At 70.2% G+C, this 15,219-nt stretch carries 14 protein-coding genes and 1 tRNA gene; 9 read left to right on the top strand and 6 right to left on the bottom strand.

Annotated features, from left to right (window positions below; translation table 11 throughout):
- The first annotated feature begins 61 nt into the window (after positions 1 to 61).
- Entirely contained in the window at positions 62 to 529 is a 468-nt protein-coding gene (locus ABIC53_RS06265) for a MarR family transcriptional regulator (RefSeq protein ID WP_274177724.1), read from the top strand.
- Positions 530 to 622: 93 nt separating this feature from the next.
- Here ABIC53_RS06265 and ABIC53_RS06260 read toward each other — a convergent pair.
- Positions 623 to 696 (bottom strand) — tRNA-Met (locus tag ABIC53_RS06260).
- A 134-nt stretch (positions 697 to 830) separates the two neighbouring features.
- On the opposite strand from ABIC53_RS06260, the gene ABIC53_RS06255 reads away from it, so the two are divergent.
- Positions 831 to 1,346: a DUF6328 family protein gene (locus ABIC53_RS06255; RefSeq protein WP_112614310.1), complete on the top strand. Its 516-nt coding sequence runs from the start codon at positions 831 to 833 to the stop codon at positions 1,344 to 1,346.
- Positions 1,343 to 2,161, top strand: a complete 819-nt coding sequence (locus ABIC53_RS06250) for a carbon-nitrogen hydrolase family protein (protein ID WP_323987562.1) — start codon at positions 1,343 to 1,345, stop codon at positions 2,159 to 2,161. The genes ABIC53_RS06255 and ABIC53_RS06250 overlap by 4 nt, the downstream gene beginning before the upstream one ends.
- Here ABIC53_RS06250 and ABIC53_RS06245 read toward each other — a convergent pair.
- A complete protein-coding gene (locus ABIC53_RS06245) occupies positions 2,135 to 3,334 on the bottom strand; it encodes an aminotransferase class I/II-fold pyridoxal phosphate-dependent enzyme (protein ID WP_269266493.1) in 1,200 nt (399 codons plus the stop codon). The genes ABIC53_RS06250 and ABIC53_RS06245 overlap by 27 nt on opposite strands.
- A 100-nt stretch (positions 3,335 to 3,434) precedes the next feature.
- Here ABIC53_RS06245 and ABIC53_RS06240 point away from each other — a divergent pair, with 100 nt between their 5' ends.
- Genes ABIC53_RS06240 through ABIC53_RS06230 form a run of 3 tightly spaced genes read left to right on the top strand, consistent with a single transcriptional unit; the run spans position 3,435 to position 7,661 of the window.
- Entirely contained in the window at positions 3,435 to 4,919 is a 1,485-nt protein-coding gene (locus ABIC53_RS06240; protein WP_282502444.1) for a S1C family serine protease, read from the top strand.
- A gap of 43 nt (positions 4,920 to 4,962) precedes the next feature.
- Positions 4,963 to 6,210 carry a CDP-glycerol glycerophosphotransferase family protein gene (locus tag ABIC53_RS06235; protein WP_282502445.1) on the top strand — a complete coding sequence of 416 codons (1,248 nt, stop codon included), beginning with the start codon at positions 4,963 to 4,965 and terminating at the stop codon, positions 6,208 to 6,210.
- A complete protein-coding gene (locus ABIC53_RS06230; RefSeq protein ID WP_282502569.1) occupies positions 6,210 to 7,661 on the top strand; it encodes a CDP-glycerol glycerophosphotransferase family protein in 1,452 nt (483 codons plus the stop codon). The genes ABIC53_RS06235 and ABIC53_RS06230 overlap by 1 nt, the downstream gene beginning before the upstream one ends.
- Before the next feature lies 1 nt (position 7,662).
- Here ABIC53_RS06230 and ABIC53_RS06225 read toward each other — a convergent pair whose 3' ends face one another.
- On the bottom strand, positions 7,663 to 8,754 hold the full coding sequence (locus tag ABIC53_RS06225; protein WP_282502446.1) for a glycosyltransferase family 2 protein: 1,092 nt from the start codon (positions 8,752 to 8,754) through the stop codon (positions 7,663 to 7,665).
- Positions 8,755 to 8,824: 70 nt separating this feature from the next.
- Here ABIC53_RS06225 and ABIC53_RS06220 point away from each other — a divergent pair, with 70 nt between their 5' ends.
- Positions 8,825 to 10,093, top strand: a complete 1,269-nt coding sequence (locus ABIC53_RS06220; protein WP_282502447.1) for a CDP-glycerol glycerophosphotransferase family protein — start codon at positions 8,825 to 8,827, stop codon at positions 10,091 to 10,093.
- Positions 10,094 to 10,110: 17 nt separating this feature from the next.
- Here ABIC53_RS06220 and ABIC53_RS06215 read toward each other — a convergent pair whose 3' ends face one another.
- Genes ABIC53_RS06215 through ABIC53_RS06205 form a run of 3 tightly spaced genes read right to left on the bottom strand, consistent with a single transcriptional unit; the run spans position 10,111 to position 11,992 of the window.
- Positions 10,111 to 10,332, bottom strand: coding sequence for an SCO4848 family membrane protein (locus ABIC53_RS06215; RefSeq protein ID WP_282502448.1), 222 nt, complete (start codon positions 10,330 to 10,332; stop codon positions 10,111 to 10,113).
- Positions 10,329 to 11,264, bottom strand: a complete 936-nt coding sequence (locus ABIC53_RS06210) for a hypothetical protein (protein WP_282502449.1) — start codon at positions 11,262 to 11,264, stop codon at positions 10,329 to 10,331. Before ABIC53_RS06210 ends, ABIC53_RS06215 begins: the two co-directional genes overlap by 4 nt.
- Positions 11,265 to 11,299: 35 nt before the next feature.
- Positions 11,300 to 11,992 carry a phosphocholine cytidylyltransferase family protein gene (locus ABIC53_RS06205; RefSeq protein ID WP_112614328.1) on the bottom strand — a complete coding sequence of 231 codons (693 nt, stop codon included), beginning with the start codon at positions 11,990 to 11,992 and terminating at the stop codon, positions 11,300 to 11,302.
- A gap of 206 nt (positions 11,993 to 12,198) precedes the next feature.
- On the opposite strand from ABIC53_RS06205, the gene ABIC53_RS06200 reads away from it, so the two are divergent.
- Both ABIC53_RS06200 and ABIC53_RS06195 read left to right on the top strand, forming a co-directional pair.
- Positions 12,199 to 13,692 (top strand): ABC transporter ATP-binding protein, encoded by a 1,494-nt coding sequence (locus ABIC53_RS06200; protein ID WP_323987563.1) that lies wholly within the window; start codon positions 12,199 to 12,201, stop codon positions 13,690 to 13,692.
- Positions 13,668 to 15,203, top strand: coding sequence for a hypothetical protein (locus tag ABIC53_RS06195; RefSeq protein ID WP_274177732.1), 1,536 nt, complete (start codon positions 13,668 to 13,670; stop codon positions 15,201 to 15,203). Before ABIC53_RS06200 ends, ABIC53_RS06195 begins: the two co-directional genes overlap by 25 nt.
- Positions 15,204 to 15,219: the final 16 nt, after the last annotated feature.

The following is a 15,219-nucleotide window of genomic DNA, read 5'->3' as shown; positions in this document are numbered from 1 at the left end:
TTTTTGCTAGCTTAACTAGCGTTTGAGCCGATGATAACCAGGCTCGAGAGGTGGTGTCCACATGGCTGACCCGAATGCCGAGGTGGCGAGAAGTCGTGTAGAGCGCTCGGCTCTCGAAGCCGTGCGAGCGTTCAGCGACGCGATGGATCGCATGCATACCGGGCTCCGCTCGGACATGGACATGAACGCCACCGACCTCTCGGCGCTGCGCATGCTCAGCATTCGCGAGCAGCGCGGTGAGCTGGTGAAGCCGCACGACCTCGCGCGCCATCTGGGTATATCGAGCGCTTCCACGACGAAGATGCTCGATCGACTGGCGAAGGAGGGGTTCATCGAGCGCGCGCCGCACCCGAACGACCGACGTGCACTGGTCATCACGCTCACCGAATCGTCCCGGCAGGACTTCGGCCGGCATTTCGCCGCGCGCCTGCGCCGCATGCGAGAGGCGATGGACCCGTTCAGTCCCGAGGAGCTCGCGACGGTCACACGCTTCCTCGACGGCATGAGCGAAGCGATGCTGGCCGACTGACGAAGAGCCGCTGAGACTTGCTCCGCTGGCTTTCGGCGGGCGTGGCTACATGCAACGAAGGCCCCGTCTTACGACGGGGCCTTCGTGTTCTTGTTGCGGGGACAGGATTTGAACCTGCGACCTCTGGGTTATGAGCCCAGCGAGCTACCGAGCTGCTCCACCCCGCGGCACAAGAGATAACACTAGCACGGGGTCCGAGGGGCGTCCAATCGGGGTGGCATCCGGAGCGTCCCGGGCGTGTCGTGACGCGACCGGCATTCGGGTGTTGGCGTCCTCGGTCCGGGGCGAGGAAGATAGCGACATGAGTCCCGCCACCCCGGTCGCCGACCGAGGCGATGACGTCGCAGACGACGGTCGTGCCGAGTCGGCGGACGAGCGTGCCGACCGCAACTGGAACGAGCTGCTCCAGGAGTTGCGCGTCCTGCAGACGGGCACCCAGATCCTGACCGGTTTTCTGCTGGCTCTCGCCTTCCAACCGGCGTTCCGCGACCTGAGCGGGCCGCAGCGGGTGTTCTATCTGACCCTCGTCGTGCTGGCAGCACTCAGCGCGATCGTCGCCCTGTCGCCGGTGGCCCTCCATCGCGGATTGTTCCGCCGCCGGGCCAAGCCCGCCGTCGTCGCGTTCGGTCACACGGCTCTGCTGTTCGCGCTGGTGACGGTATCGGTCCTGCTGGTGGGCGTGGTCGTCTTCGTCTTCGACGTCGTGGTCAGCACTGCGGCATCCTGGGTAGCGGGGGGCGCGCTGGCGTTCCTCATAGCTCTGCTCTGGGTGGTCTCACCGCTCATCTACCGCCACCGCCGTTCGGAGGACCGATGACAGCTCTCGCCGTGGCCCAGTTCGCGCCCGCGGCCGACGTCGACGACAACCTCCGCGCGATCGCCGGGTTCGTCGAACGCGCTCGGTCGCGCGGAGCCCAGATCGTCCTTTTCCCGGAGTACTCGAGCTACTTCGTCGACCCGTTCGACGAGACGCTCCGCGAGAACGCCCAGGACCTCCAGGGTCCGTTCGTCGAGGGGCTCGGCGACCTCGCACGTCATCACGGCGTGCACATCGTCGCGGGCCTTCTGGAGCGGGCTTCGGACGCCGAGCGCGTGCGCAACACGGTCGTGGCCGTGGGACCCGACGGGCTCGTCGCGTCGTACCGCAAACTGCACCTCTACGATGCCTTCGGGCAGCGCGAGTCCGACTGGGTCGAGCCCGGTGCGATCGCGCCGCCCGAGACCTTCGAGATCGACGGCGTGCGCTTCGCGCTGATGACCTGTTACGACCTGCGGTTCCCGGAGATCGGCCGCGTACTCGCCGACACCGGCGCGCACGTCGTCCTCGTTCCCGCACAGTGGGTGCGCGGCCCGCTCAAGGAATTGCAGTGGAACACGCTGCTGCGGGCTCGCGCTATCGAGAACACCTTCTTCGTCGCGGCCGCGGACCATCCGCCGCCGCTGGGGGTCGGCAACTCCGGGGTGTTCGATCCGCAGGGTGTGGAGATCGCCGCGGTGGGAACGTCGAGCGACGTCGCCGTCGCCCACATCGACGTCCATGCGGTCGAGCGCGTCCGACGGGTCAACCCCGCGCTTCGGCTGCGCCGCTTCGAGGTCGTGCCCCGGTCAGAAGGCCCGCGCGAGTCGAGCTGACGCCTCGGCCAGGACGTCCGGGCGCTTGCAGGCGGCGAACCTCACCAGCGTGGCGTACTCGGTCCGGTGCGCGGGCGACGCGAAGGCCGTCAGCGGGATCGCCACGACACCCGCACGGTCCGGCAGCTCCCGGCAGAACGCGTCGCCGTCGGAAGCCCCGAGGGGCGCGGCATCCGCGACGGTGAAGTACGAACCGGCTGGGGTCGACACGGCGAAGCCGGCCTCGCGCAGCCCGGCGCCGAGGAGATCCCGACCCGCGCGCAGACGATCGGCGATACCCGAGAAGACGCCGTCGGGAAGCCGCAGTCCGGCGGCGACGGCAAGCTGGAACGGGCCGGCGTTGACGTACGTGAGCCATTGCTTGACCGCGAGGACTGCGCGGACGAGCTCGGCGGGGCCCGTGACCCACCCGACCTTCCAGCCCGTCACCGAGAACGTCTTGCCTGCGGACGAGATCGACAGCGTCCGCCCAGCGGCGCCGGGCAGGGTCGCGATCGGGACGTGGGGCGCGTCGAAGGTCAGGTGTTCGTACACCTCGTCCGTGACGATCACGGCGTCGTGCCGATGCGCCAAGCGGACGATCTCGTCGATCGTCTCGCGTGAGAAGACCGTCCCGGTCGGATTGTGCGGGTCGTTGACCAGGATGATGCGGGTGCGATCGGTGACGGCTGCGGCGAGCTCGTCGAGGTCGGGCTGGAAGTCGGGCCACCGGAGCGGAACGCCCACGAGGCGGGCACCGGACAGCGCGACCAGGGCCGCATACGCGTCGTAGTAGGGCTCGAAGACGACGACTTCGTCATCCGGGCCGTCGACCAGCGCGAGCACCGTCGCGGCGAGAGCCTCGGTAGCGCCGGCGGTCACCAGCACCTGCGTGTCGGCGTCGAGCTCGATGCCGTACCAACGCGACTGGTGCTCGGCGATCGCGGCCAGCAGTTCCGGCTCTCCGCGACCGGGCGGGTACTGGTTACGGCCGCCGGCGATGGCCGCGCGCGCGGCCTCGAGGACCTCTTGCGGCCCGTCCTCGTCGGGGAAGCCCTGACCCAGGTTGATCGCGCCCGTTCGAGCGGCGAGCGCGGTCATCTCGGCGAAGATGGTGGGGACGGGCAGACCGTCATCGGTCAGGAGACCGGCGCCTCGTGCGGCGCGGCGCCACGCGCCGGGAACCTCGTGCATCCGGCTCAGGCTACACGCATAGGCGTGTCCCATCCTCGGCATAGGCAAACCACAGCATGGGGCGGCAACCTGTTCTTGCTTGGACAAAGGAGCAACCTCGATGAGCGATCAGAACTTCCCCGACGACCGGACTCCCGACGCGCGCAGCGACGCCGAGCAGCCTGCCGACCACGCCCGTACCTCGCCCGTGTCGGCACCTGACGCGGCAGCGACGCCGCGCGCCGACGCGTCCATCCCGCCCCGCCCGCCGCTGCCCGGCGCGCCGGCGGACCCCGGCCCGGCCTTCCACACCCAGCCGACTCAGCCCTACGGCCAGCCCGCACCGCACAGTGGCGCTCCGGCCTTCGGTCAGCCCTTCGCGACGACCGCGGCCCCCGAGTCTCACGACCGAAGCAAGGTCGGAGGCGGGAAGATCGCGGCGATCCTCGTTGCGGCGGCCCTCGTCGGTGGTGCGGCCGGTGTCGGTGGCGCGGCGGCGGTGGGATCGTCGTTCGTCGCGGCTCCCGCTTCCCAGAGCTCGGGCCCGTCGTCGATCACCGTCAACAACCCCGACTCGGTCAACGCGACCACGGCCATCGCGACGAAGGTGCTGCCGAGTGTCGTGACCATCTCCGCCTCGTCCGGCACCTCCGGCGGGACGGGCTCCGGCGTGATCCTCAGCGAAGACGGCTACGTACTGACGAACACGCACGTGGTCACGCTCGACGGAGCCACCGGCGACCCGAAGCTCTCGGTCACCACCTCGGACGGCCGGGTGTACGCGGCCACGATCGTGGGCACTGACCCGACGTACGACCTCGCGGTCATCAAGCTGACCGACGCCTCAGGCCTCACCCCCATCGAGTTCGCCGACTCGAGCAAGCTCAACGTCGGCGACCAGACGGTCGCCGTGGGCGCGCCTCTGGGGCTGTCCAACACCGTGACGACGGGCATCGTGAGCGCGCTGAACCGCTCGATCCAGATCGCGTCGTCGGCGGCGCCCGAATCGGAAGGCGGATCGCAGCAGGAGACCCCGGGCGGGCGCACGCCGTTCGAGTTCGATTTCGGCCAGGGTCAGCAGACGCCGTCCCAGCCGAAGTCGTCGATCGCGATCTCGGTCATCCAGACCGACGCCGCCATCAACCCGGGCAACTCCGGCGGCGCCCTCGTCGATGGCAAGGGTCGACTGATCGGCATCAACGTCGCGATCGCGAGCGCGGGCGGGGCGTCCACCGAGGCCGGCTCCATCGGTGTCGGGTTCGCCATCCCCTCGACGGTCGCCGAACGCGTCGCGAACGAGATCATCGACAACGGCTCGGCTACCCACGGCCTCCTCGGCGCGACGGTCGGAGATGCCGCTGCGGCACCCGGCGCGACGCGTGCCGGCGCTCTCATCAATGAGGTGAGCTCGGGTGGGGCCGCCGCGTCGGCGGGCCTGCGCAACGGCGACATCGTGACGGAGTTCAACGGGATCGCCATCACCGACCAGGTCGACTTGACCGCACAGGTGCGCGCACTGGCCGCAGGCAGCGAAGCCAAGCTCACGTATGTGCGTGACGGCCGTGAGCAGACCGCGACCGTGACCCTCGGCCAGTTGCAGCAGTAAGCGCCGTACCGGCCCGGACGCCACCCCGCGATAGGCTCGCGGGGTGGCGTCCTTCTCGTTCGGCGCGGGCAATGTGCGCAAGGTCCTGCGCATCCCCGCCTATCTCGCGGGACGGCTCGCCACCCTCGTGATCCCGCGTGATCGATCCGCTTGGGTGTTCGGGTGCGCCGTCGGCATCGCCGATGGGGCGCTCGCCCTCTGGCAGGCGGCGCCCCGTCGCCGGGCCGTGTGGCTGGTGTCGTCGCAGCGGCAGGCCGACGATGCGAAGCGCCTCGGCATCCCGACCGTGCAGCGGGACTCGCTTGCGGGCTTCTGGCATACGGCCCGGGCGGGGGTCGTCGTGGTCACGCATGGTCTGGGCGACGTCAATCGCTACGGCGTCGGCGGTGCGTTCCTCGTGCAGCTGTGGCACGGCATCCCGCTGAAGCGGATCGGCCTCGACGCGCCGGTCACGACGGACCCCGGTCGGCTGGGCGGTGTTCCCGGCATCCGGCGTCTCTTGGCTCTGGCGTATCGGCGCACGCAGGCTCAGATCGACCTCCTGCCGGCAGCGTCCCACCGCGTGCGCGGCCGCCTGGAGAGCGCCTTCGGGCTCGACGACAGCCATGTGCCCGTGCTCGGTGAGCCGCGGGTCGACGTGCTCTCGCCCGCGGACCGCCGACAGGGGCGACAGGACGCGCGTCGGCGCCTCGAGACCGCGGTCCCCGGCCTCGCAGATGCTCATGCCGTGCTGTACGCGCCGACCTGGCGCGACGGAGACCCCGATCCGGCGACGCCCGACGCTGCCGACTGGCAGCGCATCCTTACCGTTCTCGAGGCGCACGACGCCGTTCTCCTGGTCCGCTCTCACCCCCTGGGCGGGGGCGACTACACCCCACCGTCGCCGACGCCGCGCGTCCGCATACTCGGGAGCGACCTCGTCCCGGACGTGACGCCCCTGCTCCCGGCCATGGACGCGCTCGTCACGGATTACTCCTCTCTCGTCTACGACGCCGGGCTCGTGCCGCTGCCGACGCTCTTCCTGGCCCCCGATGTCGAGCGCTACGCCCGCACTCGCGGCTTCTACGGCACCTACGGGGAGGTCGCGGGCGACGACGCCGCCCGATCGTGGCCCGAGCTGTGCTCGCAGCTCGACGAGCTCCTCGCGGGAGGACCGGAAACGGATCGTCGTCGCCGCCGATCGGCTGAGCTGAGCCTGCGCATGCACGCGTGGCGAGACGGCGGGAACGCGCGTCGAGTACACGAGGCGATCGTCGCTGCGGTGCCGGAAGCTGCAGGGGAGCGGTCGTGATGATCATCGGGTTCGATGTCGAGGGCTCACCCGTCCTCACCGTGAGCGGTGCCGGCCCCACGCCCGGCGAGGTTCAGGTCGTCGGCCCGCGGGCGCGATCTCGCGCCGAGGTGACGACTGTGGCCGGCGGCTGGACGGCGCGTGTCCCTCTGCACGCGTCCCGCTGGGGCGGCGCCTCCCTCCCGCTGCCCGGGGGAAGCTACGACCTCGTCATCGACGGCGTCCGAATGCAGGGCGACGGCGGCCAGGACACCGAGATGCCGGCGCCCTTCCACGGGCGCACGCTTCGCGCGAGCTGGGACGGAGCACTGCTGCGCATCGGGCCGCCCGTCGATCCGGCGCTCGCGTCGGGAGAGGGGAGTCGGGCCCTCGAACAGCGCTATGCCGCTCACCGCGGACCCCTCGAGAACGCCGTCTTCTTCGAGAGCTTCTACGGCCGGAGCGCGAGCGACAATCCGCTCGCGATCGACCGCGAACTGGCACGCGTGGCTCCCGCAGTCACCCGCTATTGGAGCGTTGTCGATCTCTCGGTCGCGGTGCCCGAGGGAGCGATCGCCGTGGTCGACGGAAGCCCCGAATGGTGGCGAGCCCGGGGCGCCGCCCGACTGCTCGTGGTCAACGACTGGCTGCGCCGGCAGTTCGTCCGGAAACCGGGTCAGGTCGTCCTCCAGACCTGGCACGGTACGCCTCTCAAACGACTCGCTCTCCACCGGCCGGGCTTCGACCCGCGACGGGCCCTCGCCGTGTTCCGAGAGAGCAGGCGCTGGGACATCCTCCTCGCCCAGAACCCCTACAGCGCACGTGTGCTCCGGGCGGCGTACGCGTTCCGGCGCAAGCCGGTGTGGGTCGAAGGGTATCCGCGGACGGATGAACTGCACACCGGCGATCGGGAAGCCGTGCGCGCGTCCCTCGGGATCGATGCCGGAGAGCAGGTGCTGCTGTACGCGCCCACGTGGCGCGACGACCGTCAGACGATCGTCGACTTCCTCGATCTGCCAGCGCTCGCCGAGGCGACGGGCGCCGTGGTGCTGGTCCGCGGGCACTCGCGGACGCTGGCGCCCGGCGCCGACGAGCGCGGGGCCCGCGTGATCGATGTGACGTCGTACCCCGACCTGGCTGCGCTTCAGCTCGCCTCGGACGCACTCATCACCGACTACTCGTCCGTCATGTTCGACTACTCCGTCACCGGGCGGCCGATGTACTTCTTCGTTCCCGACCTCGAGCACTACCGCGGTGAGCTGCGCGGATTCTACTTCGATCTGACGGATGCGGCCCCCGGTCCGGTCGTGCGGACGCAGAAGGAACTGGTTCGCGCCATCACCTCCGGCGAGGGGGGCGACCCCGAGCGGTACGCCCGCTGGCGCGCCCGGTTCAACGCTCGTGATGACTCTCGGGCCGCAGAGCGCGTGGTCGCGCGGATCCTCGACCAGGGATTGGTCTCGCGCGATTGACCTAGGGAAGCGGCGTGTTCCGCTCGAGACGCGATGTGTCGACGGTGCCCCGCGCCCCGCGCGCGGCGCCCTGCAGAAAGCCGACGCCCCATGACAGATGCATCGACGGCAGGACCGCGAGGGTCCAGAGGCGGTCTCGCAGTCCGCGACCGCCGCCGCGCCCGGCCGCGACGACGGCGATGAGGGCCGCGTAGGCCGCGACAGGCGCATGGGCGATCGACAGCAGGATGCCGGCGCGTCCCGGCGCCGCTCCGAGGAGCTGGGCCGCGCCGACGACGAGCGATGCGGCGGTCGCCACGACGAGTGCCGGGGGAGCGAAGAAGCGCAGACCGTTCCGTCTGCCGAAACGTCGTACGAGCTCGCCCCGCCATGAGCCGGTCGCCCGGAACTGCCGTACGAGGCGGGACCAGCTGTCGCGAGGCCAATAGGTGACGTGCAGGTCGGGGTCGAACCACACCCGATACCCGGCTCGCCGGATGCGGAGGTTGAGCTCCCAATCCTCGCCGCGGCGGATTCCTTCGTCGAACAACCCGACCTCGTCGAGGACGCTGCGCCGCATCACGCCCAGGTAGGCGGATTCGGCGGGGCCCTCGGTGGTACCGCCGTGGTATGCGCCGCCGCCGAGCCCGATGCGCGAGTTGTAGGCGCGGGCCACCGCTCGCTGGAAAGCGCTTCGGCCTTCGGCGCGCATCACACCGCCGACGTTCGCCGCCTGCACCCGAGCGAGCGTGTCGAGTGCGGCGCGCGCGTACCCGGGCTCGAGCTCCGAATGCGCGTCCACCCGCACGATCGTCGGGTAGCGAGCCGCCCGGATCGCGATGTTCAAGCCGACGGGGATGTGAGCCGCGGGGTTTCGGACGAGACGGATCCTCGGTTCCTCGTCGGCGAGCCGGCGGGCCACCGCGTCCGTTCCATCGGAGGACGGGCCGAGCGCGAGGATCACCTCGATGGGCGCGTCGAGGTCCTGAGCGAGCACGCTGCGCACGGCGTGTTCGAGGTAGTCGCGCTCATTGAGCACGGGGATGACGAAGGACACGCCCGCGCCTCGGTCCGGTACGGGCGCCGGACGCCATCCGTGCGCGTCGTCATGCATCCGTCGATCATGTCACGCGCGCCCGCTCCCGCTGATACGCTCCGGCTGACCCGCTCGGTACCCTGGAAGGGTGGGAATCATCTCGGACGTCCGAAAAGCCGTCGCCCTGGTGCGGCGTGCCGTCTCGAACCGGGCCGCGTACGTCGACGTGCGACGCTCCCTCACCAGGGCGCCGCAGCCACCCGCCGGTCACTTCCGCATCGCGGTGTACTTCGCCGACGGTGACGTGAACATGTACCAGATACGGCAGTGGTACAAGCCGCTCCAACTCCTCGCGAAGACCTGGCCGGTCGTCGTCATCAGCCGCAGCGCCACCGGCGCGCAGGCGATCCTCGCCGATGGTGCGCTGCCCGTCCTGTTCGCCCCGACCGTCCGGGCCCTCGAATCGGTGGTCGCCGCGCAGGACATCCGGGTCGTCCTGTACGTCAATCAGAACACCCGTAACTTCCAGATGTTCCGCTACGGGCACCGATGGCATGTGTTCATCAACCACGGCGAGTCCGACAAGATGTACATGACCACGAACCAGTTCAAGGCGTACGACTATGCCCTGATCGCAGGTGATGCGGCTCGAGAGCGTCTCGGTCGCGTTCTCTGGGACTACGACCTCGACGCGCGCACGATCGCGATCGGTCGGCCGCAGGCGGATCACTTCTCGGGATCGCTCCCGTACCCCGAGGACGGGCGCCGCGTCATCCTCTATGCGCCCACCTGGGAGGGCGACCGCCCCGCCGCGCACTATGGCTCGATCGCCTCGCACGGCGAGGCTCTGGCGGCCGCGGTCCTCGCGTCACCGCAGCACCGGTTGATCTATCGGCCGCATCCGAGGTCCGGGGTCGTCGACGCGGCGTACGGTGACGCGCATCGGCGCATCGTCGCGGCGATCGCCGCCGCCAACAGCGCTGACCCGCTCGCTCATCACGTGTACGACGATGGTCCCGAGCTGGGGTGGCAGCTCGCCGCCGCCGATCTCGCCGTCGTCGACATCTCCGCGATGATCTACGACCGGCTGGCGGTCGCGAAGCCGCTGCTCGTCACCCGGCCCGCGGATCCGGCAGCGCTCGTCGATACGGGCGGCTACCTCGCGGATGCCGCCTGGCTCGACGCGGCCTCGGCGGCATCGATCGTCGAGATGGCAGACCGCATCGCCGACGACCCCGACGCGTCCGGGCACCTGCGCGGGTGGTCGCAACACTACTTCGGCGACACGTCGCCGGGGGCCGCGACGGCGCGCTTCCACGCCGCGATCGAGCTGCTCATGCAGCGATGGGCGGAGTGGGACGCACGCACGGTCACGGTCGCCGACGAACGCGACGAGGCGGAGTTCGACGACGCCTGACCGGGACCAGCGCCGGCTCAGATCCCGGCGAGCCCGATCATCGCCGCGCCGGCGAGGAAGAGCGCCGCGAGCGCGACGGCGATCACGACGAGCACCAGATGCACGGTGAAGAACCGGGTACGCCGCCCGTCGGCATCCCTCGCGCGCGGGTCGCGTGAGACACGTCGCAGGAAGGTCGGCCACGTGACGATGTTGAAGACGGCGCCCACGAGGAGGATCGTCACGACGAAAGCGATCATGATTCTCTCCGATCGGCGGAAGCGTCGTTCGCGCCCTTCTCTCGAGCGCTGCGCCGCTCGACACGCCGGAACGGTCGAGAGGCGAGCGAGCCGATCTGACGGCCGCCCTCGGCGAACGTGCCGCTGATCCGACGCGCCACGAGCGCCGGACCTCGTCCGTTCGGTTGATTTTCCTCTCCGGGATCCAGCGTCGCCGGGAACGCGCTCGGGACAACGCCGAAGGCCCGGCGTGCGCCCGAGATGACGCGGCGCCCGAGGATGTGGTTGCCCGTGCCGCCGATCGCTGCGCCGATGCCGAACGGAAGCGCCTTGCCGACGACCGACGCGCCTCCCGCCGCGGCGAAGCGGCGCAGAAAAGCGTGCTTCAACCGGTCGAGGACAGGACCGACGGCCGTACGGGGGAGGGATGACGTCACGAGCTCGCCCCAGTAGGAGCTGCGCGCTGCGCCCTTGCCGCTGGCCTGTCGTGCGAACTGACCGACCAGATCCGCGCCCTCGCGGCCCAGCATGAGCGCGAGGACCAGGGCTCGAGCGCGATCAGGGTTGTCGACCGGGATGCCGTGCAGTTCTGCGAGAGATTGCGCGAACAGAGCGGTCGCTTCGAGGAATCCCGCCGTCTCGACGCCGCTGAGGGCGAGCGTCGTGGCCGTGCCGATCCCGGGGATCACCGCCGTGGCACCGACCGCCGCGCCGCCCGTGGTGACCGCCGTGAGGTATCGACGTTCGAGCATCTGCACGACCTGGGCGGTCGTGGCACCGGGGTGCCGCTGCCGGATGCCGCGCAGATGTGCCAGGACGACCGGACGCTGCACGGCGAGGAGCCGGTCGAGCGTGCGGACGGTCAGCGGATGCTGCGCTCCCTCAGGGTCGCCCGCGTCGCGGCGCGGGGCGTCGTCGGGAAGAGAGTCGATGCGATGCACCTTTCGGGCCATGACACCCATCCTCTCGCGCCGCGGGCGCGGCGGGGTCAGACGTAGAGGTTCGCGCGTTCGAGATCTTCCGCGAAGTCGACCTCGACGGCGTAGAGGTCGGAGATGTCCATCGGCTCCAGCAGCAGGCCGTTCTCGGCGATCGCGAGCTCGAGTCCGCGCTCGAAGTAATCCTGGTCGTCGACACGACCGAGCTGCGCGATGAGAGCCTTCTTGTCGCGCCCGGAGATGTAGTTGATGCCGACCGCTTCGCCGATGCCGCCCCGGACGGTCTTGGAGAGCTCCTTGATGAAGCCCTCTCCGCTCACGGTGTACTTGACCTCTTCGTCGCTCACCTTCGCGGTGTTGACCGTGACGAACGACTGATCCCGCTCGATGAGCGAGACGGCGCGTCCGAGCACGCGGGGGTCGAACACGACGTCGCCGTTCATCCAGAGCACGCCGCCGCGGCCCGAGGCCTTGAGTGCGCGCAGCAGGCTCTGCGAGGTGTTCGTCTCGTCGTAGCGGGCGTTGTAGACGTAGTCGACATCCGGGAATGCGTCGACGATCGTCTCGGCGCGGTAGCCGACGACGGTCGTGATGCGCGCGTCGTCGCCGAAAGCGGCGCGGATGTTGTCATGCTGCTGCTGCATGATGCTCCGGCCGTCGTTCAGCTCGGTCAGCGGCTTGGGGAGGGAACGGCCCAGACGGGAACCCATCCCTGCGGCGAGGATCACGATCTGAAGGCCCACGAGCATCTCCTGAAGTTACGAGTTAGATCAGTATTCACCGAGGTGAAACCCCGGCAGAGCGTTTTTCATGGTACCGACCGCTTCTGGGAGCTCGCCGGAACACTCGGAGCCGTTGCGCTTTCGTGACCTTCCTGGTAGCGCGATTCTCGGTGTTTGCTGATGACGACGAGCCGTGGCGCTGACCACCCGCTTGATAGGTTTGGGGGGTGACAGACGACACCTCCGCCCCCCAGATCGAGAAGCGTGTCGAGTCGCCTGTCGATACCTCTGTGCCACCTCTGCCGGACATCCCCGCCGAGGTCGCTGCGGCCGGACTCGCGGTCGCCGCGACGTCGGCTGCCGCCTCGTCCGAAGAAGCGTCGACGGACCGCAAGAAGTCCCCCGTGAAGACGGCGAAGCCGCGGAAGCCGCGCGCGTCGGGGGCACCCGCGGCGAAGAAGTCCCCGCGGAAGCCGCGCTCCGCGAGCGCTTCGACCGCGGCGGGTACGACGCCGCCCAAGCCTGAGATTCCCGCAGCCGTCGCTGCGGCCGCGTTCGTGGCACCGGCGGAGGACGCCGCGCGTGAGAACGCGGAGTCGGATGGCATGGCATCGAGCGATGCGATCGTGGGCGACGCGGCATCCGCGCCCGCTGAGCTGCACGACGAGGCAGCGACGGACGCGGCTGGACCGGAGAGCGCCCCGGCGACCGAGCCTGAGCCGGAGCCAGAACCGCAGCCGGAACCTGAGCCCGAGCCCGAGCCCGGGCCCGAGCCCGAGCCCGAGCCCCTGCCGGAGCCGGAGCCGGAGCCGGAGCCGCAGCCCGAGCCTGAGCCGGAGCCAGAACCGCAGCCGGAGCCGGAACCTGAGCCCGAGCCCCTGCCGGAACCTGAGCCGGAGCCGGAGCCCGTCGTCACCGCGCCGGCGGCCGATGCTGTGGCCGATGTGGAGACGGAAGCCGCGCCCCCGGCGCTGCGTCTGAGCGGCGTCACCAAGGCCTACGGCGAGGCGCGTGCAGTCGACCGCATCGACCTCGAGATCCCCGCGGGGTCGTTCTACGGGCTGGTGGGTCCGAACGGTGCCGGCAAGACGACCACGCTGTCGATGATCGCCGGACTCCTCCGTCCCGACGAGGGGGCTGTCGAGATCGCGGGCATCGACATCCGTCGAGACCCGGCCAGGGCGAAGCGGCAGATGGGCGTCCTGCCCGACCGCCTGCGGACCTTCGACCGGCTGTCCGGCCGTCAGCTCCTGTACTACTACGGCGTCCTGCGGGGACTGAAGCCCGCGGTCGTCGAGAATCGCATCAACGACCTCGCTGCGGCCTTCGATCTGACCGACGCGCTCGGACGCAGCGTCTCGGATTACTCGGCCGGCATGACGAAGAAGGTCATGCTCGCGGGTGCCATGATCCACGCGCCGCGCCTTCTCGTGCTCGACGAGCCCTTCGAGTCGGTGGATCCCGTATCGAGCGCCGCCATCCTCGACATCCTGCAGAAGTACGTCGCCCACGGCGGCACCGTCATCCTGTCGAGTCACGGCATGGAACTCGTCCAGCGCGCCTGCTCCGGCGTCGCCGTTCTCGTCGGCGGCCGCATCCTGGCAGCCGGGACGGTCGACGAGGTGCGGGACGGGCGCACGCTGGAACAGCGGTTCCTCGAACTCGCCGGCGGGACCAGCGCGGTGGAGGGCCTCGAATGGTTGCACACGTTCTCCGACTGAGGTTCGACGTCCTGGTCGGGGCGCTGCGATTCCACCGTGCCCGCGCTCTGACAGCGCTGGCCGCGGCCGTCGTGCTGGTCGGTGCGATCGTCCTCGCGCTCCTGCGCCTGCAGGACGCGCCCCTCGCGAGCGCACTGGTGGTGCTCGCGGTCGGTGGGGCGGCCGTGTCGGCCTGCTTCGCGGTGGTGCCGTTGGTCACTCCCGTTCGCGACCCTCTCGATCCGCGCGCCTTCATCGTGACCGGCCGTGACTGGCGGCTCGTCGCGGCCGCGACCGCCGCGGCCAGTCCGCTGAGTCTGCCTTCGGCGGCCGTGATCGTGGTCGCGGTGGCCGTCGCCCTGACCTGGATCGCCCATGGCGTCGACCCGGTAGCGGCGGGTTTCGGCGCCGCGCTGATCGTCGTCACCCAGCTCCTGCTCGCGCGAGTAGCCCTCGGGGTCGCCGCTCTCGTGCTCGCCGACCGCCGGTCGCGCGAGCTGACGACGCTGCTGCTGCTCGGCATCGCGGTGGTCGCGATCCCGGTCGCGGTCTTCCTCGCATCGCTGAACTGGGACGACGGCGTTCCGGGCCCCCTACTCGCTGCGGTGAGGACCCTCGCGGTCACCCCCGTCGGGGCGGCATGGGTTCTGCCGCTCGATCCGCGTCCGGCCGTCGTGATCGTCGCGGTTCTGTCCGTCGCGGCGTTGGCCGCAGCATGGATCCTGATCGTGCGACGGATGCTCACCCACACCGAGCGACCCGTATCCGTCCGTGAGCGCCGGGGACTCGGCTGGTTCACCGTCACCCCGGGCACGCCCGGAGGCGCGGTGGCGGCGCGCTCTCTCGTGTATTGGCTGCGTGATCCGCGGTACCTCGTCGACATCGCGATCATCCCGGTCGCGGCCGTCGTCGCGGTCGTGCCTCTCATCATCGTCGGCGTGCCGCATGAGATCGCGGCGCTGATCCCCGCTCCGCTCATCGCCCTCCTGCTCGGTTGGGTCGTCCACAATGACCTCGCGTACGACGGTTCGGCGGTGTGGCTGCACATCTCGAGCGCTGTGCGCGGTGCGTCTGACCGCATCGGGCGACTCGTGCCGCTGCTCCTGGTCGCACTGCCGCTGCTCGCAATCGCGATCCCGGTGGGAATCGGCATCCACGGTGACTGGAACGTTCTGCCGGTGATGGTCGGGGTGTGCTCCGCGCTGCTCTTCGGTGGCCTCGGCCTCTCGTCGGTGTCGTCCGTCCTCGCTCCCTACGCCGTCGCCCGGCACGGAGACAGTCCGTTCCAGCAGCCCCAGCGCACGGGCGGCGGGGTCGCTCAGGGCGCGGTGCTGGTCGGCGCGCTTCTCGCCGCATCGCCGGCGTTGTGGTGGTCCTGGCGGTTCCTGCAGGGGGAGGCGCACGCGCAGTGGTGGGCTCTCGGAACCGGACTCGGGGTCGGGCTGCTTGTGCTCGCAGTCGGCATCCTCATCGGGGGTCTGCTGTTCGACCGCCGCGGGGACCGGCTGATGGCATTCGCCGAGACGACCTGATCGTTCGCCGATAGAA

Source organism: Microbacterium sp. 1262 (assembly GCF_040544895.1).
Lineage (GTDB): Bacteria > Actinomycetota > Actinomycetes > Actinomycetales > Microbacteriaceae > Microbacterium > Microbacterium plantarum.
Note: the sequence above shows the minus strand (reverse complement) of the source record. Positions and strands in the feature narration are given on the sequence as shown.